The 24744-nt window shown below is 47.7% G+C and carries 29 protein-coding genes and 1 tRNA gene; 16 read left to right on the top strand and 14 right to left on the bottom strand.

Going from position 1 to position 24744, the window contains the following annotated elements:
- The first annotated feature begins 90 nt into the window (after positions 1-90).
- Genes greA through gmhA form a run of 10 tightly spaced genes read left to right on the top strand, consistent with a single transcriptional unit; the run spans position 91 to position 7610 of the window.
- Positions 91-582, top strand: a complete 492-nt coding sequence (gene greA, locus K6J74_RS06325; RefSeq protein WP_221271508.1) for a transcription elongation factor GreA — start codon at positions 91-93, stop codon at positions 580-582.
- On the top strand, positions 569-1000 hold the full coding sequence (gene dut, locus K6J74_RS06320) for a dUTP diphosphatase (RefSeq protein ID WP_221271507.1): 432 nt from the start codon (positions 569-571) through the stop codon (positions 998-1000). The genes greA and dut overlap by 14 nt, the downstream gene beginning before the upstream one ends.
- Complete coding sequence (locus tag K6J74_RS06315; protein ID WP_221271504.1) at positions 1000-1611, top strand: hypothetical protein; 612 nt, start codon at positions 1000-1002, stop codon at positions 1609-1611. Before dut ends, K6J74_RS06315 begins: the two co-directional genes overlap by 1 nt.
- A complete protein-coding gene (locus K6J74_RS06310; protein WP_221271502.1) occupies positions 1611-2816 on the top strand; it encodes a PQQ-like beta-propeller repeat protein in 1206 nt (401 codons plus the stop codon). The genes K6J74_RS06315 and K6J74_RS06310 overlap by 1 nt, the downstream gene beginning before the upstream one ends.
- Entirely contained in the window at positions 2813-3439 is a 627-nt protein-coding gene (locus K6J74_RS06305; protein WP_221271500.1) for a type III pantothenate kinase, read from the top strand. The genes K6J74_RS06310 and K6J74_RS06305 overlap by 4 nt, the downstream gene beginning before the upstream one ends.
- On the top strand, positions 3439-4125 hold the full coding sequence (locus K6J74_RS06300) for a sulfite exporter TauE/SafE family protein (RefSeq protein ID WP_221271498.1): 687 nt from the start codon (positions 3439-3441) through the stop codon (positions 4123-4125). Before K6J74_RS06305 ends, K6J74_RS06300 begins: the two co-directional genes overlap by 1 nt.
- Positions 4122-4661: a D-glycero-alpha-D-manno-heptose-1,7-bisphosphate 7-phosphatase gene (locus tag K6J74_RS06295; RefSeq protein ID WP_221271496.1), complete on the top strand. Its 540-nt coding sequence runs from the start codon at positions 4122-4124 to the stop codon at positions 4659-4661. The genes K6J74_RS06300 and K6J74_RS06295 overlap by 4 nt, the downstream gene beginning before the upstream one ends.
- Entirely contained in the window at positions 4637-5608 is a 972-nt protein-coding gene (gene rfaD, locus K6J74_RS06290; protein WP_221272613.1) for an ADP-glyceromanno-heptose 6-epimerase, read from the top strand. Before K6J74_RS06295 ends, rfaD begins: the two co-directional genes overlap by 25 nt.
- Entirely contained in the window at positions 5602-7029 is a 1428-nt protein-coding gene (gene rfaE1 / locus K6J74_RS06285) for a D-glycero-beta-D-manno-heptose-7-phosphate kinase (RefSeq protein ID WP_221271495.1), read from the top strand. The genes rfaD and rfaE1 overlap by 7 nt, the downstream gene beginning before the upstream one ends.
- Before the next feature lie 8 nt (positions 7030-7037).
- Positions 7038-7610, top strand: a complete 573-nt coding sequence (gene gmhA, locus K6J74_RS06280; protein ID WP_221271493.1) for a D-sedoheptulose 7-phosphate isomerase — start codon at positions 7038-7040, stop codon at positions 7608-7610.
- Position 7611: 1 nt separating this feature from the next.
- On the opposite strand, the gene K6J74_RS06275 is transcribed toward gmhA, so the two are convergent.
- From K6J74_RS06275 to K6J74_RS08700, 3 genes are all read right to left on the bottom strand, one after another.
- Positions 7612-7833 carry a hypothetical protein gene (locus tag K6J74_RS06275; protein WP_221271491.1) on the bottom strand — a complete coding sequence of 74 codons (222 nt, stop codon included), beginning with the start codon at positions 7831-7833 and terminating at the stop codon, positions 7612-7614.
- A gap of 5 nt (positions 7834-7838) precedes the next feature.
- The gene (locus tag K6J74_RS06270; RefSeq protein WP_221271489.1) at positions 7839-8519 is read right to left on the bottom strand and encodes a F0F1 ATP synthase subunit A; all 681 of its coding nucleotides are present in this window, start codon (positions 8517-8519) and stop codon (positions 7839-7841) included.
- 249 nt (positions 8520-8768) lie between these two features.
- Positions 8769-10838, bottom strand: coding sequence for an outer membrane protein (locus K6J74_RS08700; RefSeq protein ID WP_260321557.1), 2070 nt, complete (start codon positions 10836-10838; stop codon positions 8769-8771).
- A gap of 404 nt (positions 10839-11242) precedes the next feature.
- On the opposite strand from K6J74_RS08700, the gene K6J74_RS06260 reads away from it, so the two are divergent.
- Complete coding sequence (locus K6J74_RS06260; protein WP_221271487.1) at positions 11243-11503, top strand: hypothetical protein; 261 nt, start codon at positions 11243-11245, stop codon at positions 11501-11503.
- Here K6J74_RS06260 and glmU read toward each other — a convergent pair.
- Positions 11490-12800 carry a bifunctional UDP-N-acetylglucosamine diphosphorylase/glucosamine-1-phosphate N-acetyltransferase GlmU gene (glmU, locus tag K6J74_RS06255; RefSeq protein WP_221271485.1) on the bottom strand — a complete coding sequence of 437 codons (1311 nt, stop codon included), beginning with the start codon at positions 12798-12800 and terminating at the stop codon, positions 11490-11492. The genes K6J74_RS06260 and glmU overlap by 14 nt on opposite strands.
- A 75-nt stretch (positions 12801-12875) precedes the next feature.
- Between glmU and fliP the strand changes: the two genes are divergently transcribed.
- Positions 12876-13628, top strand: a complete 753-nt coding sequence (gene fliP / locus K6J74_RS06250) for a flagellar type III secretion system pore protein FliP (protein WP_221271482.1) — start codon at positions 12876-12878, stop codon at positions 13626-13628.
- Here fliP and K6J74_RS06245 read toward each other — a convergent pair.
- Genes K6J74_RS06245 through K6J74_RS06235 form a run of 3 tightly spaced genes read right to left on the bottom strand, consistent with a single transcriptional unit; the run spans position 13612 to position 15540 of the window.
- Positions 13612-14064, bottom strand: coding sequence for a DUF4149 domain-containing protein (locus tag K6J74_RS06245; RefSeq protein ID WP_221271480.1), 453 nt, complete (start codon positions 14062-14064; stop codon positions 13612-13614). The two genes, fliP and K6J74_RS06245, sit on opposite strands and share 17 nt — an antisense overlap.
- A complete protein-coding gene (locus tag K6J74_RS06240; protein ID WP_082333525.1) occupies positions 14064-14714 on the bottom strand; it encodes an outer membrane protein in 651 nt (216 codons plus the stop codon). The genes K6J74_RS06245 and K6J74_RS06240 overlap by 1 nt, the downstream gene beginning before the upstream one ends.
- Positions 14715-14724: 10 nt before the next feature.
- Positions 14725-15540, bottom strand: a complete 816-nt coding sequence (locus K6J74_RS06235; protein WP_221271478.1) for a flagellar hook-basal body protein — start codon at positions 15538-15540, stop codon at positions 14725-14727.
- 62 nt (positions 15541-15602) lie between these two features.
- Here K6J74_RS06235 and K6J74_RS06230 point away from each other — a divergent pair, with 62 nt between their 5' ends.
- Complete coding sequence (locus K6J74_RS06230) at positions 15603-16178, top strand: DedA family protein (protein WP_221271476.1); 576 nt, start codon at positions 15603-15605, stop codon at positions 16176-16178.
- A gap of 57 nt (positions 16179-16235) precedes the next feature.
- Positions 16236-16406: a hypothetical protein gene (locus K6J74_RS06225; protein ID WP_221271474.1), complete on the top strand. Its 171-nt coding sequence runs from the start codon at positions 16236-16238 to the stop codon at positions 16404-16406.
- A gap of 28 nt (positions 16407-16434) precedes the next feature.
- Here the strand turns inward: K6J74_RS06225 and K6J74_RS06220 are convergent, their stop codons facing one another.
- From K6J74_RS06220 to prfB, 6 genes are all read right to left on the bottom strand, one after another.
- Positions 16435-16914: a hypothetical protein gene (locus K6J74_RS06220; protein ID WP_221271471.1), complete on the bottom strand. Its 480-nt coding sequence runs from the start codon at positions 16912-16914 to the stop codon at positions 16435-16437.
- A 109-nt stretch (positions 16915-17023) separates the two neighbouring features.
- Positions 17024-18802 (bottom strand): hypothetical protein, encoded by a 1779-nt coding sequence (locus K6J74_RS06215; RefSeq protein ID WP_221271469.1) that lies wholly within the window; start codon positions 18800-18802, stop codon positions 17024-17026.
- A 157-nt stretch (positions 18803-18959) separates the two neighbouring features.
- A complete protein-coding gene (locus K6J74_RS06210; RefSeq protein WP_221272611.1) occupies positions 18960-19640 on the bottom strand; it encodes a hypothetical protein in 681 nt (226 codons plus the stop codon).
- Positions 19641-19728: 88 nt separating this feature from the next.
- Positions 19729-21009: a peptidase U32 family protein gene (locus tag K6J74_RS06205; RefSeq protein WP_221272610.1), complete on the bottom strand. Its 1281-nt coding sequence runs from the start codon at positions 21007-21009 to the stop codon at positions 19729-19731.
- Positions 21006-21731 carry a protein phosphatase CheZ gene (gene cheZ / locus K6J74_RS06200; protein WP_221271467.1) on the bottom strand — a complete coding sequence of 242 codons (726 nt, stop codon included), beginning with the start codon at positions 21729-21731 and terminating at the stop codon, positions 21006-21008. The genes K6J74_RS06205 and cheZ overlap by 4 nt, the downstream gene beginning before the upstream one ends.
- Before the next feature lie 54 nt (positions 21732-21785).
- Positions 21786-22879, bottom strand: a protein-coding gene (gene prfB, locus K6J74_RS06195; RefSeq protein ID WP_221271465.1) for a peptide chain release factor 2 whose coding sequence is annotated in 2 segments (ribosomal slippage) — positions 21786-22474 and positions 22474-22879 — 1095 coding nt in all. Because the reading frame shifts where the segments join, the coding sequence is not laid out codon by codon here.
- Between the two features lie 81 nt (positions 22880-22960).
- Between prfB and gdhA the strand changes: the two genes are divergently transcribed.
- Positions 22961-24307, top strand: a complete 1347-nt coding sequence (gdhA, locus tag K6J74_RS06190) for an NADP-specific glutamate dehydrogenase (RefSeq protein ID WP_221271463.1) — start codon at positions 22961-22963, stop codon at positions 24305-24307.
- A gap of 43 nt (positions 24308-24350) precedes the next feature.
- Here the strand turns inward: gdhA and K6J74_RS06185 are convergent.
- Positions 24351-24427 (bottom strand) — tRNA-Arg (locus K6J74_RS06185).
- Positions 24428-24527: 100 nt separating this feature from the next.
- Between K6J74_RS06185 and rpsU the strand changes: the two genes are divergently transcribed.
- Positions 24528-24740 carry a 30S ribosomal protein S21 gene (gene rpsU / locus K6J74_RS06180; RefSeq protein ID WP_053825483.1) on the top strand — a complete coding sequence of 71 codons (213 nt, stop codon included), beginning with the start codon at positions 24528-24530 and terminating at the stop codon, positions 24738-24740.
- Positions 24741-24744 lie beyond the last annotated feature (4 nt).

The following is a 24744-nucleotide window of genomic DNA, read 5'->3' as shown; positions in this document are numbered from 1 at the left end:
GGGCGCAATTAATAGGGGGGTAGATTTAGCAAATTTAGGGCGTTTTAACCATGTGTTTTATATAATTTTGGCTCTATTTTAGGAGTTGCAATGAAAGAGCCGATGAGTGCCTATGGTTATGAAAAGGTTTGTGCCGAATTGAAAAAGCTCAAAGAAGTGGAAAGGCCACAGATCGTAAAAGAAATCGATCGGGCAAGAGAGCATGGGGATTTAAAAGAGAACGCCGAATACCACGCCGCCAAAGAAAAGCAGGCGTTTATAGAAGCTAGAATTAACGATTTAAGTCGCATTTTAGCCAATGCGCAGGTGATCGACCCCGCCACCCTAAGCCACCAAAAGGTGAGCTTTGGCAGCACGGTAAAAATTTTAAACCTAGACAACGACAAGGAGTTTTGTTACACCATTGTGGGGAGCATGGAGAGCGACCCCGCAAGGGGGCTCATCTCCTTTGGCTCGCCCATTGCCAAAAGTTTAATGGGCAAAAGCAAGGGCGATGAGGTTACGGTGGTGTTGCCCTCGGGCGAAAACGAATTTGAGATTTTAGACATTTATTACAAAGATATTGATTATGCTAAAAGTTAAGTTGCAAAAACTCCACCCACACGCCAAACTCCCCACCTATCAAAGTGCGGGGGCGAGCGGGTTTGATTTATGCGCCCTAGAAAGCCTTGAGATCGCCCCTAAAAGCGTGGGCTTGGTAAAAACTGGGATCGCCCTTGAGCTGGAGAAGGGCTATGAAGTGCAGGTGCGCTCTAGATCAGGACTGGCACTAAAGCACCAAATTGTGGTGCTAAACTCCCCGGGCACGGTCGATAGCGATTATCGGGGGGAGTTGCAGGTGATTTTAATGAATTTAGGCGATGCGCCCTTTCATATACAAGCGGGCGATCGGATCGCGCAGGGGGTGCTCTGCCGCGTGTTTCAGGCGGATTTTGCCCTAGCCCCTGAGCTAGAAGCCACCCAAAGGGGCGCAAAGGGCTTTGGGAGCAGTGGGATTTAATGGAAATTAAAGAGAATTTAACACAAGTCAAAGAAGAGTTTAAAAGCGATGAAAAACTTTTAGAGAGTGCTTTTAGGCTTGAAAAGCTGTATAGCAAGTATAAATATGTGCTGTGGGCGTTGGTGGTCTTGGCGTTGGCGTGGTGGGGCTACGCAAAGTTTGAAGCCGTGCAAAAGGACAAAAGGACGCAAGAGATCACCGCCCTTTACAACGAAGTGTTGGCAAACCCTAACAACACCGCCCCATTAGAGAAATTGCAAGAGCAAGCCCCCCAGCTTGCCGAGCTCTACAACTACGCACAGGCTCTAAAAAATAAGGACACCAAGACCCTAGACACCCTAAGCCACGCCAAAAACCCCATTGTAAAGGCTCTAGCAAGCTACTACGCCGCCTCTTACAACCGTGACTTAAAAGCCCTAAAAGCTTTGGATCTACCCGCCTTGCAAGACTTCATCCATTTGCAACAAGCCTATTTACTGCACAACGACCCCAAAGCGGCTAAAGAGATGAAGGCATTGATCACCACTATTCCCCCCACTTCAGGCATTTACCCCATCGCCTCTTTACTCAAGCACTACCCCGCCACCGGCACGCAAAAGGGGCAAGAGTGATGAAGAAAGTGTGGATCGTAGGGTTAGCCTTATTGGTCTTTGTGGGCTTTGGTTGCGATGGACGCAAGAATTTTACACCGCCTAGGTCTAAGATCGTGCGGCAAATCACCTTTAGCCATGCCCTTAAAAACTCCATTATTTTCACCAACCGCTATGGAGCGATTTTATCCAATGGTGGGGTGCTAGACAGACAGGGCTTAACACAACTAAAGATTGAAAAGAAGGAAGACAAGGAAACTTCCTTTTTGAATGAGAGCCAAGATTACTACATTTTGGCGCACGATTGTTGGCGCGCCCACAAGCGCAACGGCCCCAAGGTCAAACACAAGAAACACACCACGCTCACAGACAAGCAAGCCCAAGAGGCGATCATCGACAACATTGAAGAAACCGATCAAAATGTTGAGTTGCACGACCATTGCCACCAATTAGAACTCATCAGCACCGCTTTAAGTGCCACCCCCTCCATCACGATCCCCCTAGACACCTACCCTTTAAGTGCGAGCATTAAGGGCAACCAATTGGCGGTGGTGATGGCGGACAACTCCGCCAACATCTACGACATCAAAACCAAAAAGTTGATCTTCAATGAAAAGGGCTCCTCTAGCCCGGCGATCAATTCTTTAGTCGCCGCACCCGTGTTCTTAGACACGGTGGTGGTCTTTCCCATGCTCGATGGGCGGTTGTTGGTTGTGGATGTGGTGCCTAAAGAGCCTAGAGTTGTGCGCAACATTGTGCTCAACAGCGAGAAGTTTTTCAACAATGTAATTTATTTAAAAGTCGATGAAGAAAACATGTTTGCGGCCACGGGCAAAAGGCTCGTGTCAGTGATCTCGGGGCAAGAGTTTAGCTTTGATGCAGACATTGTGGATGTGCTTTACAAACACCACCGCCTATATGTGCTGACCTTAGATGGACGGATTCTAGAGATGGACCAAACACTCAACGACCAAGGCATGGGTGTGGTGAAGTTGCCCTTTGCGATGTTAAACACAATTGTGGTTACCGATAAAAAACTTTACACTTTAGAGAAAAGAGGCTATCTCATAGAAGTGGATTTGGAACATTTTGATGACTACCGGGTTTATCCGCTTAAAAATGTGTCTAAAAACATGTCCGGGCACTTAGACAAAATGACCTTTTACACCGATGACAAAATTTATTACGACCGCTACTACCTTAATTTGAGTTACAACCACCCATGACCCTTTGCGATATTGGCAACACGCACTTACATTTTTACCAAGAGGGGAGAGTGTGGGCGTGCGTGCCCCAAAACTTAGAAAATTACAAAGAAGCCCTACAAGGCGGAGTTTTTTATATCAGTGTGAGTCCTAAAAACACAGAACACCTTTTAGAGTTTTGCCCGAGTGCCACAGATTTAGCCCCCAAAATGCAACTAATAAGCAAATATGAAGGGCTGGGGGTGGATCGCATAGCGGCGTGTTTGGGGCTTGGTGGCAAAAGCGGGGTTGTCATCGATGCGGGCAGTGCGATCACCATCGACATTATGGAAAACAACACGCACTTAGGGGGCGTGATTTTGCCCGGCTTTGAGAGTTATTGCCACGCTTATAAAAGCATTTCGCCCGCCCTAGACATGCCTTTGAATTTACGGGTCGATTTAGAAGGCTTGCCTAACGCCACCGCAGATGCGTTAGGCTATGGGGTCTTGCAAAGCGTTTTACTCACGCTCAAACACCTTATCGGGGAGCGCAAATCGTATTTCACGGGCGGAGATGGCAAGTTTTTAGGCAACTTCTTTAGCAATGGGATTTACGATGGGCTCTTGGTATTTAAGGGCATGCGCACCGCGCTAGAGGCTTAATGGAGCTGGTGTATCTCTTTTTAAACGCGTCTTTAATGGCACTTAGCCATTGTGTGGGCATGTGTGGGGGCGTGGTGCTCGCCTATTGTCAAAGTAAATTTACCCCCCAAACGCCCTTAAAAGCACAACTTATCGCCCATACGCTTTACAATTTGGGGCGCATTAGCATGTATGTCTTTGTGGGCTTTTTAGCCTTTTTGGGTTTTCACGGGCTTTTAGAAGTCTTGGCTAAAGCGTTTCACTTGCCCCGTATGCGCTTACAAGGGGGGGTTTTAGTGGGCTTAGGGGTGTTGATGGCTCTCTTTGCTTTGGGTTTTATTTTGCGCTTGAAAAACCCTTTAGCTTTAAGTGGGGGGTTGTTTGCTAGGGGGTTTAAAAGTTTGTTTAGCACCCCTAGTTTGCCGAGTTTCTACGCTTTGGGGCTGTTAAATGGTTTACTGCCTTGTGGCTTGATTTACTGGTTTGTGCTAAATGCTTTGGCACGCCCGAATCTCACAAGTGCCTTAGAAACTATGGTGGTTTTGGGTCTGGCGACTTTCATGCCCTTGTTTGTTTTTGGGGCGTTGTTTGGCAATTTCTTAAGCTCCAAATGGCGGGCGTGGTTTCAAAAAGCCGCCTTTGTACTGCTCTTAGGCTTTGCGGCGCACACCATTTATATGGGCGTGAAAATGTTAGGGCATGCATGAAGGCTTTGTTTTTGGATAGGGACGGCGTGGTGAATGTGGATAAGGACTATGTCTATCTAGCTAAAGATTTTGAGTTTATGCCCGGCATTTTCACACTTTTAAGGGGGGCTAAGGATTTAGGCTACTTGCTCTTGCTTGTAACAAATCAGTCGGGCATTGGGCGGGGGTTTTACAGCCTAAAGGACTTCCACGCCCTAAATGCCTACATGCAAGCACAACTGCAAGAAAAGCTAGGTTTTGGATTAGATAAAATCTACTTTTGCCCCCACGCCCCCAAAGAGAGTTGCACCTGTAGAAAACCCCAAATAGGCATGTTAAAGCAAGCCTTGCAAGATTTCCCCCTAGATTTAACCCAAAGTGTGCTGGTGGGTGATAAGCCAAGCGACATAGAATTTGGGTTAAGGGGGGGGATTGGCACAAATTTATTTTTTTCTCCACAAGAGCCACAAACCCAAGGGCGCATTGCCTGCCTAGAGCAGGTTTTAGACTTTTTAACCCCACAGAAAGGACCATTTTGTATATCCCAAACACCCTAGAGAATAAAACCATTGTGATCACCGGCGGGGCGGGCTTTATCGGTAGCCATTTAGCCATGTATTTTCAAACCCACCACCCTAAAGCCCGGGTGATTGTCATTGACAAATTTAGAGAGCAAACCCCCCCCACCACGAGCTTAGGGCATTTTAAAAACCTGTTAAACTTCGATGGCGAGATCATCACGGCGGACATAAACAAGGATTTAGGCATTTTAAAGAAACTAGACTTTGATTATTTGTTCCACCAAGCGGCGATCTCAGACACCACGAACACTAATCAAGAGTTGGTGATGCAAACCAACCACAGAGCTTTCATTAAGATTTTAAAAATTGCCCTGAAGAAAGACGCTCGGGTCATTTACGCTTCTTCAGCGGGGGTTTATGGCAACACCCCCGCCCCTAATAAGGTCGGCTTTGGGCAAAAGCCCGAAAATGTCTATGGCTTTTCTAAACTTTGCATGGATAAAAGTGCCCTAGACTTCGCCCACGAGAGTTTTATGCCGATTGTGGGCTTGCGTTACTTTAATGTCTATGGTCCCGGGGAGTTTTACAAGCACAAAACCGCTTCAATGGTCTTGCAGCTAGGCTTGCAAGCCTTGCAACATAAAGAAGTGAAACTCTTTGAATTTGGGGAGCAACAACGCGACTTTGTCTATATCGATGATGTGATCCAAGCCAATGTCAAGGCGATGGGGGCATCTGTGAGCGGAGTGTATAATGTGGGCTATGGCAAGAGTTACAGCTATAACGACATTGTCCGCTTGCTGCAAGAACATTTTGGCGAGTTCAAAGTAACCTACATTAAAAACCCCTACGACTTCTTTCAAGAGCACACTTGTGCCGACATTGCCCCCACGCATGCCGATTTGGACTACGCCCCTAGCTATGATTTAAAAAGGGGCGTGTCCGCTTATATCCCCACCATTAAAGAACTTGCCCAATGCTAGAAGCCTTTTTAACCCTGCCCAAAAACCCCCCCCATGTGCTTGTGGTGGGCGACATTATCATAGACCATTACATTTGGGGAGAGAGCGAAAGGCTCTCGCCTGAAGCCCCCGTGCAAGTCGTGGATGTCAAAGATGAGAGTCGGCGGCTTGGGGGGGCGGGCAATGTAGCGGATAATTTAATCGCCCTAGGGGCAAGCGTGGATTTATGCGGCGTGGTGGGGGCAGACGGGGGGCAGGCGTGGCTGTTTGAAACCCTGCAAGCTTTAAGCATAGGGACAAGCGGGATTTTAGTCGACCCCAAACGCCCCACAAGCCAAAAATCGCGGGTGATGATTTCTAAGCAACAAGTCTTAAGGGTGGATCGCGAACGCAAAGAGCCCATTGACAAGGACACTTGCGCCGTTCTGCTAGAAAAGGCAAGAGGCCTATTAGAAAAAGCCGATGTGCTGATCTTATCCGACTATTTAAAGGGCGTGCTTGACACGCATTTATGCCAAGAGTTGATTAAAAGAGCCAAAGCACAGGACAAAATAATCCTATGCGACCCCAAGGGCAAGGATTATTCCAAATACACAAACGCCGATTTAATCACCCCGAATAAAAAAGAAGCCCAAATGGCTACGGGGGTGGAGATTGTCGATGATATGAGCCTAAAACAAGCCCTAAGCCACTTTAAAGACAAACTGCAAATCGCCACGCCTTTAATCACCTTGAGCGAGCAGGGCATGGCGTTTTTGGATAAGGACTTGCATAAAATCCCCACCATTGCCAAAGAAGTTTATGATGTGAGCGGGGCGGGCGACACGGTGATCGCGGCGTTGGCGTTTTGTTTGGGGCTGGGTTATCCCATAGAGCAGGCGTGCCACTTTGCCAATGCAGCCGCGGCGGTGGTGGTGGCGAAAGTGGGCAGTGCACAGGCAAGCTATGCCGAAGTGTTGGACTTCTTGCAAAAGCACCACCACAAGGGGCAAAAGGTGCTCGACAGACCTACGCTGTGTGCCCTACTGCAAGCCATGCACCCCCCAAAAATCATTTTTACGAATGGGTGTTTTGATTTGCTGCACCGCGGGCATGTGGAGTATTTGCAAAAGGCGAAGGCTTTGGGGGGGCTTTTAGTCGTGGGCTTAAACAGCGACTCTTCGGTGCGTCGCTTAAAGGGCAACACCCGCCCCGTGTGCGACCAAGACGCAAGGGCGTTTGTGCTTGCGGGGCTAGAGTGCGTGGATTTTGTGGTGATCTTTGAAGAAGACACCCCCCTAGAGCTCATTAAAGCCCTAAAACCGCATATTTTAGTCAAGGGGGCGGATTATGCGGGTAAAGAGATTGTAGGCAGTAGTTTGGTGCAAGAAGTCGTGTTGATCGACCTTGTCAAGGGCTACTCCACCACAAGCACGCTAGAAAAAATCCAAAACCGACACTAAGGAGTTGCATGCACGCTTTGATCCAAACCGAGTTTTTAGAGCATATCCAAACCACGCAAGACACCCTAGCACATTTAGCCCAAAGTTTAGCCCAAAGCGGGGCGTTTTTGCTAGACACGCTTAAAAAAGGCAACAAGATTTTGATTTGTGGCAATGGGGGCAGTGCCGCCGATGCACAGCACTTTGCGGCAGAACTCACGGGGCGTTATAAACAAGAAAGGCGGGGGCTGCCCGCCCTTGCGCTTAGCACAGACACCTCCGCTCTAACTGCCATTGCTAACGACTATGGCTATGAGTGGGTATTTTCTAGGCAAGTGGAGGCTTTGGGGCAAAAGGGGGATTGTTTGGTCGGCATCTCCACGAGTGGCAACTCACAAAATGTGCTTTTAGCCTTAAAAAAGGCACAAGAGCTGGGCTTAAACACGCTCGGGCTTAGCGGACGGGGGGGCGGGGCAATGCGCTCTTTATGCACGCATAATTTAATTGTGCCAAGCAGTAACACCCCCCGCATTCAAGAAATGCATATCCTTTTAATCCATTTGCTTTGCGATTATATCGAGCGGGGATTTTGCAACAACTAATTTAAATGCGCTCTCTTTGGCTCTCTTTAATGAGGGCGGACATGGACTTTGCCATGAGGGCGAAAAAGACAAAGAGCCCAAAGACAAAGAGGGCGAAAAACCCCGCCACCACCAAGCCCAAATCGCTAAAGAGAAAGAAACACAGCCCCCCACACAAAAGGGCAATGCCGACAAACAGCCCGGCAAAGAAATCTAAGAACGATGTAATGGTGTCCTTTTTCATGGCCGCTAGTGGTTCTCATCCACTAAAACCGCCCCCGCCAAATAAACATAGGTCAAAATCATAAACACAAAGGCTTGTAAAATCCCCATGAAGAAGAGCACCATGAAGGGTGCAACGGGGATTGCCCAAGGCACGAGCAAGAGCATGATGAGTAAGAACATGTCATCGCCCTTGATATTGCCAAACAGACGGAAAGAAAGCGAGATGATGCGGGAGAAGTGGGAGATGATCTCCACGGGAAACATGATGGGCATGAGCCACTTAACGGGCCCTAAAAAGTGCTTGAAGTAGGCGGCAACCCCTTGGTTGCGGATGCCCTCAAAGTGGTAATAGATAAAGACAATGAGAGCTAAAACGAGCGTAAAACTCCAATTTGCCGTGGGGGCTTCAAAGCCGGGGATGATGCCTATCATGTTGCAATAAAAGACAAAGAGTGCGATCGTGCCGGTGAGGGGGAAGTATTTACGGGCGAGCTCCTCACCGATGACATCCTTAGCCACATGCAAAATGCCCTCCACCACCGCTTCATAGACATTTTGTAGCCCCATAGGCACGATTTGTAGCTTTTTCACCGCCATTTTGCTGATGATGAGCGTAAATAAAGCACAAAAGACGGCATAAAACCCGATGATGAAATCGTGGTTATGGCTGATCAATCCTGCAAAAGTAAAAACCCGATGCTCCATATCCTCTCCAAAAAAAGCCCATTATACTACAACTCCCCTAAAATGGCAAAACATTAAGGGTAAAAAAGGGGGTAGCAAGATGAACAACCTTGCCATAATTTTAAAAAGATTGTGGAGGTTTAGATTGGGCGGTTTAAAACCTGCCAAGGGGCATTTAAAATCTTTTAAGCTACACGCTTAAGAAACGCTGCGCTTAAGAAACGCTGCGCTTAAGAAACGCTGCGCTTAAGAAACGCTGCGCGTTTCTTCCTAAAAATTATAAACATAGTTCACATACACCGCCACATTGCGTTTATAGGTGGTTTCTAGGTGTGCGCCGTTTAAAGAACCTCTGAAATAATAATTAGCCGCAAGGGGGATTCTTAAACCAATTTCAAAGCCATGGTGCTTGGTAACATTGGTTCTAAAGCCAATGTTTAAGGGGATTTGGAAGTAAGAGGTGTGCATGGTGGCGTGTCCGCCTGCGGCATTAATGGCTTGCATGGCAGAGGAGAGGTTATGATAACCAGGGGCTACCCAACTGCTGCCCGCCAGCATAAAGCCCAAGAACACCCCCGTGGTGTATTTGCCATCCTTGCTCTCATAGAAGTTATACAAAGCGTCCACCCCAGCCCCATAGACAAAGTTATTCACGCTGGAGATGTTGCGGTCGTAGAACACGCCTCTTTGGTAACTAAAGCTGCCATAGTAGCGCAGACCCCATCTTCTCTTTTTGCCAAAGAATTGTTTATACCCCACCTGCACATCCACGCCGTACATATTTGCGTTAGAATTGATGGTTTGGTTAGGCAGCCCGATCCCGCCCGCTCTGTTTAAGAACACTTCAGGGCTTTCTTTAGCATAGGCGGCCATTTTATTTTTAGCGGTGTTTAAATAAATCAAGAGATTGTTTAAGCCTTGCACCGCTTGCTGGGTGTTTTGGGCTTGGTTGGGGCTTAGGTCTAACTTAGCGGGCAAAGCCACAAAGCTGGCAAAAGAGCTTAGGTTTTGCGCATTGACAGAGTTTGCCAAATTATCTAGCAACGCCACACGCATTTGGCTGGCTTGAGAAATCAGGCTGTCTAAATTTAATTGCATTAATTCTAAATTAATATCGCTGGCTTGCATGCCTTGGATGAAGTGAGCCACTTCTGTTTGGAAGCTTTGGGGAATCTCTGGATTATCTGCTAAATTATTCTCAAGCTCTTGGGTATAATTTGCTAGCCCTGCCACAATGTTTTGCACGGCTTGGGCTGCGCTCACATTGTCTAAGCTATTGATGATCGCACTGGTGGTTTGGGTGATGGTGTGCGCCTCTTGATCGATGTAGTGGAGGATGGCGCTTTGGACTGGTCCCGGGCCGTGCAACTCTTGGTCTATAATGGAGTTGATGAGGTTTTGCAAAGAGTTGCTGGCGGTTTGTGGGGTTTGGTTGTTCTGATGGGGGTTGGCGTTAGGACCGGTTTTATTAGAACTAGAGCTGTGCTCCTTGGAGTTTTTAGCGTGTGGGCTTGTTTTGCCAGAATTGGTGCTTGGGGTCTTTTGGTCCGGACTCGAGTCTGCAGTATTTTTACCCTTATTTTGGCTAGAAGAGCTCTTGTTTTTGTTGTTATTGTTGCCGCTAGAAGAACTCTTGCCATCATTGGAGCTAGAGCCTGAAGTGCTAGAACCCGTGCCGCTTGTTTGGCACTCCGCCCCTTGTCCGCAGGCATCGATTAAGGCGGTTTTTGTGGCGTTTAAGGCGTTGGTAACATTGCTTACCGCTGTTTTAAGCTTGTCGGCGTAGGTGATCACACCCGGGGGGGTCCCCGCCGCTATAGCGCTTTGTGTAAAGGTGTATTTTGCAATGCCAAGATCTTGATTTAAAGATGTAATATCTGCAACAGCATTTGAGAGTTGGGTTTGTATGCCCGATTTTGTGATCTCTTGCTCAGTGGCTTGCAACGCTGCAATCTCTGCACCTGTGTTTGCAAGAGCTAACTTTAAGTTATGTGTGGCGATGAGATTGGCTTCTGTGCCCTCTTTGGTGGTGGCAAGAATTGTTTCATCTTTTTGTACCTCTTTAAGGTCGCTCACAGCAAATGCCCCAATTTTTGTAAAAACATTTAGGGCATTGTCATAAGCGGAAACAATGGTCTGCAAATAACCAGCGGTTTGTTTAGCTTGGGTGTCAATGGTTTGTAGCCCTGCATAGGTGTTGCCCACATTGGTGGCAAGCGTGTTTAAAGAATTGACTAAATTGTTCACCTCTGTGGTGGCGTTGGTGCTTGTATTGCCTTGATTGCCATTTTGGCTTGGGTTGAGTGTGGGGATACCGGAGGTTTCGATATTGAATTGCAAATTTTGCGCTGCATTGTCTGCATTGCTAATTTTAATAGAGATTGTGTGTTTCTCTTGCTCTCTTTAGCTCTGTGTGTATGTTTTCTATCATCTATCAAAGCTCTTGTATAGCCACAAAATCCCATAAAGTGGGGTTTGTTGCTATATTTCTAGCGTGCCTGCCCTCATCAAAAGGTTGGCCTTATCCTTTAGTTGTTGAGGAGCTTTTTGCATATATGCTGGGCTCATGCAACACAAACTACAACGCCCTTTTTAGAAATATTTATGGCTGTTGTCGCAAAACAACTTGCGCAAAAACTTATAGGGTTTTATAGGTTTAGTTGCCCTTTTGCTATTTTTGTGGCGTGTGCTTTTGTGATTAAAAAGACTTGTTCTTTGGTGCGTGGTGTTGGAGGTGGTGAGTTTTGGGGGTGTTTGGGGCTGTGGCAAGTGGGGGGTTGTGGTTGTATGGAGTTGTATGCTGTGGGGGTTATGTGGTGGGGGTTGTGTTGTTTTATGGTTTTTATAGAGGTTTTAGTGGGGGGTTTGCCTTTATAGAGGTTAGCAGTTTGGCGGTGGTGATAGCTGTGGGGGGCTCGTGTTGTGGGGGCTTGGGTGGGATTGCCTTGCTGTGGTGGGGGCGGTGGGGGCTGCAAGGGTTTCAAGGCGCAACTAGGGCTTTTTGAAGAATTTAAAATACCCTTTGGAGATGGACACTTGAGGGGGGCGCACGAGGACTAAATCTCCCTCTTGCATGGGCTCTGTGATGGTGCTGCCCGCTGCGATCAGCACATTATCGGGGATGTTTAAGGGGGCGACTAGTTGGCTGTCGCTACCGATGAAGACATTGTGCCCGATTTTGGTGTGGTGCTTGCTCTTACCATTGTAGTTGCAGGTGATGACTCCCGCCCCGACATTCGTCCCGCTGGCAATGCTGCAATCGCCAAGGTAGCTCAAATGCCCCGCCTTCACCCCATTTAAATAAGCACTCTTGGTTTCCACGAAGTTGCCCACATGGCTATTAATAATCTTAGAGTTGGGGCGGATATGCGCGAGCGGCCCGATGGAGCTGTTTTCAATGTGGCTTGATTCGACCACGCTGTGCGCCTTAATGTGCGCCTCTTGCAAATAGCAAGCCCCCGCCAAATGCACCCCCTGCTCGAGCACGCAACCCTGCCCAAAGCGCACCCCCTTTTCTAAGTAAATCGTGTGGGGCATGTGCATGCACACCCCCGCTTGCATGGCCTGCTCTCGTAATTTGTCTAGCATTTTGTTTTCAGCGGCGGCTAGCTCGCTTTGTGAATTGACCCCTAAGAAGTCGTGAGCATTAACAAAAATCGGGGCAAAGCGCACGCCTTGTTGCACGCCTAAGCCCACAAGCTGGGTTAAATAGTATTCGGCTTGGGCGTTGTTCTTGTCCAGCTTGGGTAAGAACTCTTTTAAGAACTCTTGACTAAAGAGATACACCCCGGCGTTTAAGGTGTCTAGGGCTAGGACTTCTGCGCTTGCGTCCTTTTCCTCTACAATAGAGGTAACCTTACCGCCACTTAAGCACACCCGCCCATAGCCACTTTTATTTTCTAAGCTAAAGACCCCCAAAGCATTCGCCTCTTGGCTTGCCACAAAGGGCATAAGGGCTTCTTTAGATACAAGGGGCATGTCGGCGTTGAGCACTAAAAGGCGGTTGTGGGCGGTTTGCAAAGGGGCTTTACTCCCTTGCATGAGCGCCCCCCCTGTGCCGGGGTATTGTGTGGCATTTTGGAGGTGGATGGTTGGTCTGTTTTTAAAGTGTTTGTAAATCACCTGAGAAATCAATTCGTGTTCGTGATGCAAGATGACATGCACATCCTCACTCACACTAAAAGCACTTTCTAGCACATGTAAAAGCATTTCCTGCCCGCAAATTTTATGCAAGACTTTGGGTAACTTGGAGCGCATGCGCGTGCCCTTGCCCGCCGCTAAGATCACAACCGATACTGCCATTTTTTCCCTTTTTAGGCAATTTTAAAAACAAGCCTATTATACTTAAAGGTTTATCCCACACAAAAGGGCTTTTCCTTGCGTTTTCTTTTATTTTGGGCGGTGTTTGCCTCTTGTGTGTTGCTCGGCGCCACCCTTAAAGACCCCGTGATCCCCACAATCAATTTATCTCTCACAGCTCCCCACACGCCCACGCAATTAGTGACAACCCTAAATGTGGTGCTTGTCTTAACCCTCTTGGTGCTTGCGCCCTCTTTAATCTTAGTGATGACGAGCTTTATCCGCCTGATTGTGGTGTTCTCGTTTTTGCGCACCGCCCTAGGCACACAACAAACCCCCCCCACGCAGATTTTGGTGTCTTTGGCATTGATTTTGACCTTTTTTATCATGGAGCCCGCCGCTAAGAAGAGCTACAACACTGCCATTAAGCCCTACTTGGCTGAAAAGATTTCTTATACACAAGCCTTTGAGATCGGCATTGTGCCTTTTAAAGAGTTCATGTTGCAAAACACCCGTGAAAAGGACCTAGCCCTATTTTTTAGAATCCGCCATTTAGAAAACCCCAAAAACCCCAGCGCCGTCCCCCTAACCGTGCTTGTGCCCGCTTTTATGATCAGCGAGCTTAAAACCGGGTTTCAAATCGGCTTTTTGCTCTACTTGCCCTTTTTAGTCATCGACATGGTTGTGAGTTCCATTTTAATGGCAATGGGGATGATGATGCTGCCCCCTGTGATGATCTCTTTGCCCTTTAAAATTTTGGTGTTTATCTTGGTGGATGGGTTTAATCTCTTGGTTGAAAATCTAGTGGCAAGCTTTAAACACCTCTCTTAGGCCTTAAGAGTGCTCTCCAAATAAAGGACAAGCAGAGCAAAACAAGCAAGGCTTTAAAGAGTGTTTCGCTCTGGGCGTGCATGGCTAAAAACTCGGGGCTTGCGGTCGTTTTTTTGGCTTGGGCGTTTAAAATGTAGGGGGTGTAGTAGAAGCTAAACAAGCCAATCAGTGCCACCCCCACTAGATGGAAGAATAAAAGCCCCGATTTATGCACCGCCCAAAGCACCAAAGCGTCCAAGATAAGCACGCAAGCTAGGGCGTTTAAAAGATAATTGCCCTTGACAAAAATGCGCCCCATCAGCACCCCTGCGTGGTGTTGGTCTAAAATCCCGGGAGTTTTAAAAATCACGGGAGCGACACACGCTCCAGAGAAGAGCACCATACCCACACCCACACCCAAAGCCAGCAACACCAGCACGCGCCACAAGCGCAACATTAGAATAAGAAATAATAGGCGGCGGTGAATGCCCAATCACGTTTTAAGGACAGACTGAAGTCATTAAAAACACCACCGTCCACTCTACCCTGCACATGGGTAGCGAGCATGGGAATTTTTACACCCACTTCAAAGGCACTGTGTCTAGCGATCACCGCCCGAACGCCCACATTGACCATCCACTGAAAGCGCGTTGCCCCTCCCGGTCCATGCACCGCATACCAAGTGTTACCTCCCAGTGCCACGCCACCAAACACGCCTAGATTAGACTTTTCGCCATTAAAGAGGTTGATGAGTAAATCTGCTCCCACGCCATAGCCAGACAAATTAAAGGTGTTCTTGCCAAAGTTAGCGTTCCGATTCCACACCACCTTGCCAAAGTTAGTTAAACCCCAGTTGTAAAAGCCATAAAAGCGCAAGCCCACATAGCCCTTTTCCCCAAAGAGCAGATTATAGCCGACCCGTACGCCTACGCCCTGGGTGATGGCGGTGCGGTTCATACTACTGGGTTTTTTGCCACTGATACGGGCTTTAAAGGTCGAGCCGCCCACTTCATAAATGCCCCCGATGAAAAATGCGCTCTTTTCAGCGTGTAGCCCCCCCCCACAAGCCAATAAAGCAAGGGGTAGAAACTTTTTAGATAACTTCATCACGCGCTCCTTATACCCTTGCTGCTAGTTTGCTGATCGCCTCAGCGTGCATGTCGTCCATGTGGGTCCTTAACACTTTAGAGTACATATCCACCAAGCGGTTGGCTTCAATGAGGCGGGTCATCTCAATCACGGCATTGACATTGCTTTTTTCCAAAAAATGTTGCCGGACAACGGGGGCGTTTAGCTCAGTGCGCTCTTGCATTTTATCTTGCGGGTAGGTGTAGAGATTGTCCCCGATTTTTTTTAAGAGTTTTTGGCTTTGAAAAGCCACCACGGCTAAAGCCCCTCCCGGCACTTCCTCATTGCCCTGTCTAAAAAACATGTCCCCATTGGGCGCAACACTCACACTTGCCCCGGGCAGCATTTGTATCCCTGCGCCATTTTCAATCCCCCCGCGGCTTAAGACGTGGTAGCCCTCTTTAGTGCTTAAAAACCCTTGTGCATCAATGGTAAAACTGCCATCCCTAGTAAAGGCGATGCCCTGTGGGGTCTGCACCACAAAGTAGGCGTTAGGATCGCTCAAGGCAAAATCCAACTCGTTGTCTGTTTTTTGCATGGGTCCTAGGCTGTAATCGGTGTATCTTTCTACGATGATAGGCACGCGATCTAGGTTGCGGTTTAAATACTTGGCGGCTTGGCGGGTTTGATCGGGCAGGGGTAATTTATCGCGGTAATTTTGATAAAGGCGCAAAAAATCGCCCACGATCACATCGTCGCGCTTGAAACCGGCAGTGTTGAGATTGGCTAAATTATTAGAAATTTGGTCTAAGCGGTTAAACTCTGTAACCATGCCCCCTGTGGCTGCGTAATAACCATTAGTCATGAAAAACTCCTAGTTGGACTTTGTGCTATTATACCCTAGAAAGATTAAGCTTAAGGACTTTGGTGGATCTAGCGCATTTTCAAGCCTTGTTCGACTCGTGGGGGTATTTCTTTCTCTTTGTGTATTCTTTGGGGAGTGGGTATGTGGGGCTTGTGTTGGCGGCGATTTTGAGCGCAACCGGGCATATGGACATTACAAAAACCATGCTCGTGGCAGGGCTGGGTAATTTTGTCGGCAGTTGTTTATTGGTGTGGCTGGGGCGGACACAGAAAAAAGAAATGCGTAGCTACCTACACAAACACCGCCGTAAGCTCGCTTTAGTGCATATATGGATCCACAAATACGGGGCTTGGCTGATTTTCTTCAACAAATACATTTATGGGGTGAAAACTCTAGTCCCCCTAGCCATAGGGCTTAGCAAGTTTTCTTTTAAGCAGTTTGTGGGGCTTAACGCGCTCTCTTGTGCGCTGTGGGCGTTGAGCCTAGGCGAGCTCACTTTCCATGCCAGCGCGTGGGTGCGCCGCTCTTTAGATGAGGGCAACGCTTATCCCTATCTCTTGCCCGTGCTTTTCATCATAAGCCTAGTCGGGCTGTGGCTGTGGATTAGCAAAATCAGCCAAAAATCTAAAAAAGATTAGTGGGTGGTTGGTTTAAATGCGCTAAGTTTGGGGGGTTGTTTGATAAAGGAGTTTGCGATGGAGAAAAAAACTAGGCTTTTAGCATTGGCATTAGTGTTAGTTTTTAGTGTGGGCTGCGCCCATAAAACGGCTTGTGCCACAAAGCCTAAGCCCGTTGTTAAAGGGCTTGCCCAAGAAGCCTCCAGCGAGCAATGCCCCGACAATGGCGAACCTAAGCAGATTGAATAACGCTTGTCCCAAGCTGTGGGCTTCTTGCTTAAAAAATTGTGGTGAAGTTGAGAAAAAATTGGGGGTGTTTGTAGTTCTCCAAGATTTCGAGGTTTTCTCCATTGTCTAAGGGGATGCTTTGGGCTTTTTGGATGATAGGGATACGCACGCCCATGCTCCATTTGTAGCGATTGATACGCATTTGTAAGCCCGTTACAGCGTCCACATTAAAACCGGTGCGCATTTGGGCTTTGTCGTGTAGAAAATGCGCCCCGTAAATGTTGAAAGTCCCGAGTAAGCCCCCAAACATGCCGTATGCGCGGATTCTTGCCGATCCAAACCGCCTTTTGCTGATCTTGGTGTAAAAGTTGCTGAGTAAATTTGCCCCAAAACCCAGAGTGTAGCGGTTTAAATCGGTGAGGTCAGAGTTTCTAATGAAGCGTGCCATGTAAGCGTAGCGGTAAGCCAAGTAGCCGTAGTAGGCGATCCCCAAAAAGGGGCTGAAATACTTTTGATAGCCCCCACTCACATGCATTCCCAGTCTTAGAGAGCTAGATGATCTAAAATTAGAAGTGGAAAAGGAGATTAGGGGGATTGTGGGTTTTTTAAGTTGGGGCAGGGGGTGGCATTGGTGCTAATCAGCGGTGCGCTAGGGGAAGTGGGGGTGGGGACTTGGGGCTGGAAAGTGGGGTTAGGGACAGAAAAGGCTTGGGGGGCTTGTAATTTTTGTAGGCTTTGGTGGCATTGATGGCGTTTTGTATGGCGGTATTGACGGGGCCTAGGGCGGTGCTGATGGCTTGCTCAATACTTGTTGCAGTGCTTTTGCCAAAGCCAAAGTAACCCACAAGGATCGACCGAGCCCAGCTACTGTATCCGCACATTGTGTAGGGCTTGCCCGTATTGGTGTTGATTTGGGGGAAATTCGCTCCAGCAAATTGGGAGCTCCAGCAGTCTTTGACATTTTTGGAGGCATCAGGCACATCGGAAGTAGGGGACCCGTTGGGCACAATGCTCATGATCCACACGGGGTTATCTTGGAAAGTAGAAATCATGTTTTTGGCGGCTTGTTGGTAGCCCTGCACTAACTGCTTGGCATCGCTCAAGTTGCCTGTGTCCAAATACCCTTTAAGTTTGGTATAAACTTCCGAGTTGGCAAAATTGCCATTAAAGCTTACACTCCCCACATAGCCATTCATAAAATTAAAAAATTTGGTCATATCGTTTTGCATTGTTTGCAAGGAGGGGGTATTGCCACAATTATGCCATGACGCCCCGCCCACCCCATTGCCCGGGGCGCAATTTGAGTTCATGATAGCGGGAATCTTGGCTTGCATTTCTTGGACATTAAAAAGGGTGTTCCACATGTTGTAAAGGTTCAGCCCCAAAGCTTTGAATTGGGGGGGGAGTTTTGCTGCACCAATACCGACAAGGCTACAATTGCTCGCCTGAAAGCCCGTATAGGAGCTATTAGGATCAGAGTCTACAATTTGCTTTAACACGCAGTTCCAAGAATTATTGACAAAGTTATCATAAGTCGTCCCTTTGTAGGTGTAAGAGCCTTCAGAGGCGTTGTCTATCCCATAGAGTTTTCCATTGGCATAATTCACCCATGCATTGTGAAAAGCATTGCTAATAATTAGAGAAAGCCCCATCACATTGTTAAGGGCTTGGGTGATGTCTTGGGTTTTGGCTTGTAAAAGCATTTTCATTTCCTCAACCCCCTTTTGGGCGATTTCTTGGTTAGCGTTGTTAATCGCTTGGGCGTTTTCGCTCACGACCTTAATGCTTTTATCCAGCTGTGCACCTAGAGATTGGAGGGCTTGAATCGTCTGTGAGGGCGTGAAATCAGTGATTTTTGTGGGGAAATTCTTGGGGAAAGTGTAATCTAAATCCTTAGGGCTTAAGCCCGTGCAAGTGGGGCTGTTTGCCCCCATCACTTTAGCGCACTCAATACCCAATGCTTTAAAAGTTTGTTGGATTTGGGTGTTATAGGTATTGAAATTGTGGATCGCCTTTTGGAGGATGGCTTGATTTTGGGCAGTGTAGGAGCTCACTTTGGCTTCGTAGACTTTCAATTTGGCTTGGGCTTCTTGGATAATTTGTTGGTTTTGGCTCTCATAAGAGGAAATCATCCCATTTAAATAATCTTGGTAGGTCTGCAAGCTCGTATTGAGGTTAGACATCAAGTCTTTAGAGTTGGGGTTTTTAGCCAAATCATTGATTTGGGCGACCAGGTGGTTGAGCGCAGAAGAGGTCGGGTCAGTCCCCAAGAGCTGTTGGACGATGCCTTGCAGGGTGTTAATGGTCTGGTTGCGATTGCTCTTGAGCTGACTTAGGGCATTTTCAAAGGCACTTTGCTCGAGTTTGTATGTTTGCTCCTCTTTGGTGCTTGTAGCTAGGTTGCTCACGCTTTCCATCACATCTCCCCCTCCTGCGTCCATCCCAAAGGATAAAAAATTCCCATCTAAATAGGACGCAAGAGAGTGCGCCCCAAGGATAGAAAGGCACAAAATCATGCAGAAACAAAAAAGGGCACATCTTGTCAGCATCGGTTTGCATATCGCTCCAAGAATGTCAAAAGATCCGTATAAAATTCATGAAAAGCTCTGCACTTTGGTAATTATCCCCGATCTCTAAAGATCTAACGGGGGAGCTGCTTGGGACACGCACCAACCTTGTTTGGTTGGCAAGGGGGACATGAACACCAAAGGTTAATTTAAATTTATCAAAGCGCATGCTGACCCCAAAGACGGCATCGATGTTGGCGTTATTGCGCACATAGGAAGCACTCATGCCTGAAAAACGCACACTCCAAATATTTGCTATCGCTAACAAGCCCCCAAAAACCCCGTAGTTATAAACTTTGAGTCGCCGCCCCTTTCTTCTAAACTTGCTGTAAATATTGACTAAAAGATTCGCCCCTATGCCAAAGCTATAGCGGTTTGCGCTAGCTGCATTCTCAAAGGCATGGGCAAATTGATCCATATAGAGGTAGCGGTATCCAAAGTAACCATAATAAGACACCCCCACAAAGGGGTTAAAATATTTTTGATCCCCTCCTTGCAGTTGGAAACCAAATTGCGCCGAATGCGAGGATAAATTGCTGAAAGTACCTGTAGAACCCGCATTTTGGAGAACATAGCCCCGACCCACCCCCATGCCAACCGCGACAAAAGGTCCATTAAAGGCTGAAAAGGGGTGGGCGCACAAAGTCCCCAGCGAAAAAGAGAGGATGAGAGCTAAATGTCTTACCACAACCAAGAATGTGCGTGCCAAAAGATATTTATTTTTTTTTGTAGTCGTGCTGGTTCTTAGATAAAATAAAAAAACACTGCCTGACTTGTCAGTCTTTGTGGGGTAAAACATGTTGGGTGCGCAAAAAGGTGCGGGCGGGAAGTTTTGCTGGGAGTTTTACGGGGTTGGTGTTCCCGCTATGCACGCTCTCTAGTTCTTGCCCGTTTTCTAAAGCGATTTTATACAGACAAAGGTAGTGTTTGCCCTCAAAGCTATAGAGTTTACCTAGCTCATTGGCTACGGGCTCTAAATGCGCTCCATAGGGCAAGACCACTTCATAGGGTTCATTGGGGCGGGTGGTGAATTTACACAAAAAATGCAAGCCATCTTCTAGCACCTCCCCGCTCACTTGAAAATCCCCCTCGCTGATCGCGGTTTTAAAATTTTGGGTGTCTAGGCGTTGGTGGGGGCGTTTGATTAAATATCCCTCGCTAAAGCCCCGATTTTTGAGAGTGGCTAGCTCGGCTTGGTAGAGGGCGGGGCGGTGTTGGTTGCGATAGTAGTCGTCTATGGCAGTGCGGTAGGTTTTTGTGGTGATGGCAGCGTAGTAGCTAGACTTCGTGCGCCCCTCAATTTTGAAAGCATCGATCGCCTTAGTGTCTAAAATCGCGCCGATGTGGCTAGCTAGGTTTAAATCCTTGGCGTTTAAAATGTGCGTGCCGATACCCTCCTCCTCCTCAAGGCGCATTAAAACGCCCGTGTCGGGGTTTTTGATGTAATACTCGTAGTCAAAACGGCAATCGTTGGCACAACTACCTCGATTTGGCACACGCCCGTGTTGCAAAGCCGAGATCAAACACCGCCCAGAAAAGGCAAAGCACATGCTCCCATGCACAAAAATTTCAAGCTCCAAATCGGGGAGGTGTTTTTTAATCTCCACCGCGTCATTGAGGCTCATCTCCCGTGCCGCTACAATGCGCTTCACGCCCATTTCGTAGTAAGCCTCAGCGTCCAAAACATTCATCACATTGGCTTGGGTGGATAAATGGATGGGGATATGGGGGGTGAGTTTTTGCGCCAGCCTTAGCACCCCGGGGGTGGCGATGATGAGCGCATCGACCTTGCAATCGGCAAGTTTTAGCAGTTGCTCCTCTAAAAGTTTAATTTGGGCGTTAAAAGGAAAGCCATTTAAAGTGGCGTAAAATTTCTTGCCCTTTGCGTGGGTGTAGCGCACGCCCTCTTTAAAACTCTCCAAATCAAACGCCTTAGACGCGCGGTTTCTCAAAGAAAACTGCCCTAAACCTGCATAGACCGCATCCGCCCCATAGTCTAGGGCGATCTTAAGTTTGGTTAGGTTGCCTGCCGGGGCGAGTAATTCGACCAAAGCTATTTTTTACCAAAGGCGGCGATCAACGCCTCAATGTCGCTCTCACTCGCCGCGCTCTCGTTGTCATCGCCGATGATGTAAGAGGCGGAGCTGACCCGTTTAGAATCGGCGATACTGCCCTCAAATAGGGCGTTCATGTACTGCGTCAAAGCGCGCATGACATTGATAACCCGCTCGATTTTTTGGCGGTGGATGTCTTGAAATTGCATGATGTCCATGGCTTGCATGGAGCTGTCTGAACAACCTTCGGCTTTTTCTTGTATAGAATTGATGCCTTGTAAAATCTCATTTGTTTCATCTAGGGAAGTTTGGAAAGTTTGGATTAGAGGAAAGTTTTCAGCTAAAGTTTCAAAGATTTCTAAATGCTTTTGTAGGGGATCTTTCATTTTCTTTAAAACTTTTAAAATCCCATCTGCGCTCATGTTGATGTAGTCGAGCTGGTCGAAAACCTGAGTCGCCTTGACTTCAGAATCTCTTGTTACATCGTCTAGTTGGTGCACGACTTTGTGCTCTTCAGTGGGGGGTGGGGGGGGCCACTCTTCAGAGTCGATCTTGCCGTATTTCTCGGCGGTTTTTTTATCCACTTTCATGTAGTGGCTTCCCGCCTCCTGGTCTTTTTTGTCTTCATCGCCCTCTTCAATCTCGTCCGCCTTCTCCAATTCCTCAAGGGCGGCCACTTCCAAACCGCCCCCACTCATCAAGGCATCCAACTCTTCTTGGGTCATCTATCCTCCTTAGATAATGCGGCGATTATAATTTATTTTGCTTTGTAGAATGCTTTAAGGAATTTGCGCCTTACGCACTAGGACATCTTGCATGATTTGATCTAGATCCCCATCCAAAACCGCCTCCACTTGGCTATAGGCGATCCCGCTCCTTGCATCCTTGATTTGTTGGTAGGGCGCTAAAACATAGCTTCTAATTTGGTGTCCCCAACCGATTTCGCTCTTTTCTTTTTGGTTGCTTTGTTCTTGTTGCTTGCGTAACTCGAGCTCGTAAAGTTTGGATTTCAACATTTTTAATGCCATTGCCTTGTTTTTGTGTTGACTGCGATCGTTTTGGCATTGCACTACAATCCCCGTAGCGTGGTGGGTGATGCGCACAGCCGACTCGGTTTTGTTGACATGTTGTCCGCCCGCTCCGCTCGCGCGGTAGGTGTCCATCTCAAAGTCTTTCTCCTCAATGACAATATTGATCTCATCATCCACTTCGGGGCTCACCTGAACGCTCGCAAAGCTCGTATGCCTCTTGCCATTAGCATTAAAGGGGGACATGCGCACGAGGCGGTGTATGCCATTTTCATTTTTCATATAGCCATAGACATTGACTCCTTTAATGCTAAAAGCTACCCCCTTAATGCCCGCTTCCTCGCCCTCTTGATAGTCTAAAAGCTCCACCTTAAAGCCCCGTCTCTCCGCCCAGCGTAAATACATGCGATAGAGCATGCTCGCCCAGTCTTGGCTCTCTGTCCCCCAGCTCCCGGTTGGATGCTCACCAAAGCGTCTAGGGCATCGTTTGGATCGCTTAGCATGACTTCCACTTCCATATTTTGGATACAACTTGCTAATTTGGGGGCTTCGTCAAACAGCTGTCCTAAAGCGTGGGTGTCTTCTTGGGTTAGCTCAAAGAGTTCATAGGTTTCATCTAGAGCTTGTTTGGTCTTGTAGTAGGCGGATAATAGGCGTTCTACACGCATTTTTTCTTTGTTTTTGTGTGTGGCGGTGGTCTTATCCTGCCAAAAGTCGGGGTGGGCTTGCTCTTGGATCAATCTTTCTAATTGTGCCTGCAACTCTTGGGGCTTGATGATTTGGGCGATGTTATGGCATTTGCCCTGCAAGTCCTTAAGTAATTCGCTGTATTCGTAAGCATCCATTATGTTTCCATAGGTTAGTTGTGAGTGGGTATTATACAATGGGTATTTGACTTTGTAAAGTTACTTTTGAAGGGAGTTCTCATGTATGCGGATCGGATTTTAAAACATGTGGAGAGTGCCTACCCCCAACAAGTGGAGTTTAGACAAGCAGTCGCCGAAATGCTGCACGCTTTAAGCCCCCTACTCAGAAAAGAACCTAAGTATGAAAAATACGCCATTTTAGAACGCCTGGTGGAGCCAGATAGGCAGGTCTTTTTCAAGGTCGTATGGGCTGATGACAAAGGCAAGGTACAAGTCAATCGGGGGTGGCGGGTTCAGTTCAACAACGCCCTAGGTCCCTACAAGGGAGGGCTAAGGTTTCACCCCAGCGCAAATGCGAGTATCATTAAGTTTTTGGGTTTCGAGCAAATCTTTAAAAATGCGCTCACCACGCTAAACATTGGTGGGGCAAAGGGAGGGAGCGACTTTGATCCAAAGGGCAAGAGTGAGGCGGAGATCATGCGCTTTTGTCAGGCGTATATGGACGAATTGCACCGCTATATTGGGGCATTAAAAGATGTACCGGCCGGCGACATTGGCGTGGGGGCTAGGGAAATTGGCTATCTCTTTGGGCGGTATAAAAAGCTTGTGGATGGCTTTGAGGGTGCGCTCACGGGCAAAAATTTAGACTGGGGGGGCAGTCTAGTGCGTAAAGAGGCTACGGGTTATGGTGCCGTGTATTTTGCCCAAGAAATGTTAGGGGCGCGTAAAGAGGGGCTAGAGGGCAAGGTCTGTTCTGTTTCTGGTAGCGGCAATGTGGCGATTTACACCATTGAAAAGTTATGGCAAGTGGGGGCGATCCCCGTAACAGTCAGCGACTCTAAGGGCATGATCTACGATAAAGAGGGGATCAATTTAGATCTATTGAAAGAAATCAAAGAGGTGCGTAAGGGGCGCATTGAGGACTACGCCAAGAATAAAAAAAGTGCCATCTACACCCCCACGAAGGACTACAAAGCAGGCACAAATGGAGTGTGGGGTGTGCCTTGTTTTGCGGCGTTTCCAAGTGCTACGCAAAACGAGCTTAGTGAGCTGGATGCTAAAACCTTGCTACAAAATGGCTGTAAGTGCGTAGTTGAGGGGGCAAACATGCCATCAACTGCTGAGGCAGTGCAAGCCTTTCTAAAGGCAAAAATTTGCTACGGACCTAGCAAGGCAGCAAATGCGGGCGGCGTGGCTGTGAGCGGCTTAGAAATGGCGCAAAACGCAAGCCTACATACTTGGAGTTTTGAGGTGGTGGACCAAAAATTACACACCATCATGCAAGACATTTTCACCAACAGCTCCCAAACTGCCGCCGAGTTTAAAGACCCTACAAACTTAGTTTTAGGCGCAAACATTGCCGGTTTTAGGAAGGTCGCCCAAGCGATGATCGATCAAGGGTATTAAGAGGGTATTAAGGGTATAAAAAGGTTCAAAGGGAGTTACAAAGTGGTGTGCTCAGAGGGATTCAAACCCCCGGCCTACAGGACCGCAACCTGTTGCTCTATTCAGCTGAGCTATGAGCACCCAAAAAGCCCCATTATAGCAAAGTTTTCGTGATTTTAGGTTAAATTTACAAAAGTTTGTTAGTATACGCGGATATTTACACAAGAAAGTAGGTGATGGCATGCCCGGGATCAAGGTGCGCGAAACAGATAGTTTTGATGAGGCTTATCGGCGTTTTAAAAAGCAGACAGATCGCAATTTAGTGGTGACTGAATGCCGTGCAAGACGCTTTTTTGAGTCCAAAACCGAGAAACGCAAGAAACAAAAAATCAACGCGAAAAAGAAAATCCTTAAACGCTTGTATATGCTAAGACGCTACGAGTCTAAGCTCTAAGGAT

Origin of the sequence: Helicobacter sp. NHP19-012, assembly GCF_019703325.1 — a bacterium.
Taxonomy (GTDB): Bacteria; Campylobacterota; Campylobacteria; order Campylobacterales; family Helicobacteraceae; genus Helicobacter; species Helicobacter gastrofelis.
This window is presented reverse-complemented; position numbering and strand designations above follow the sequence as displayed.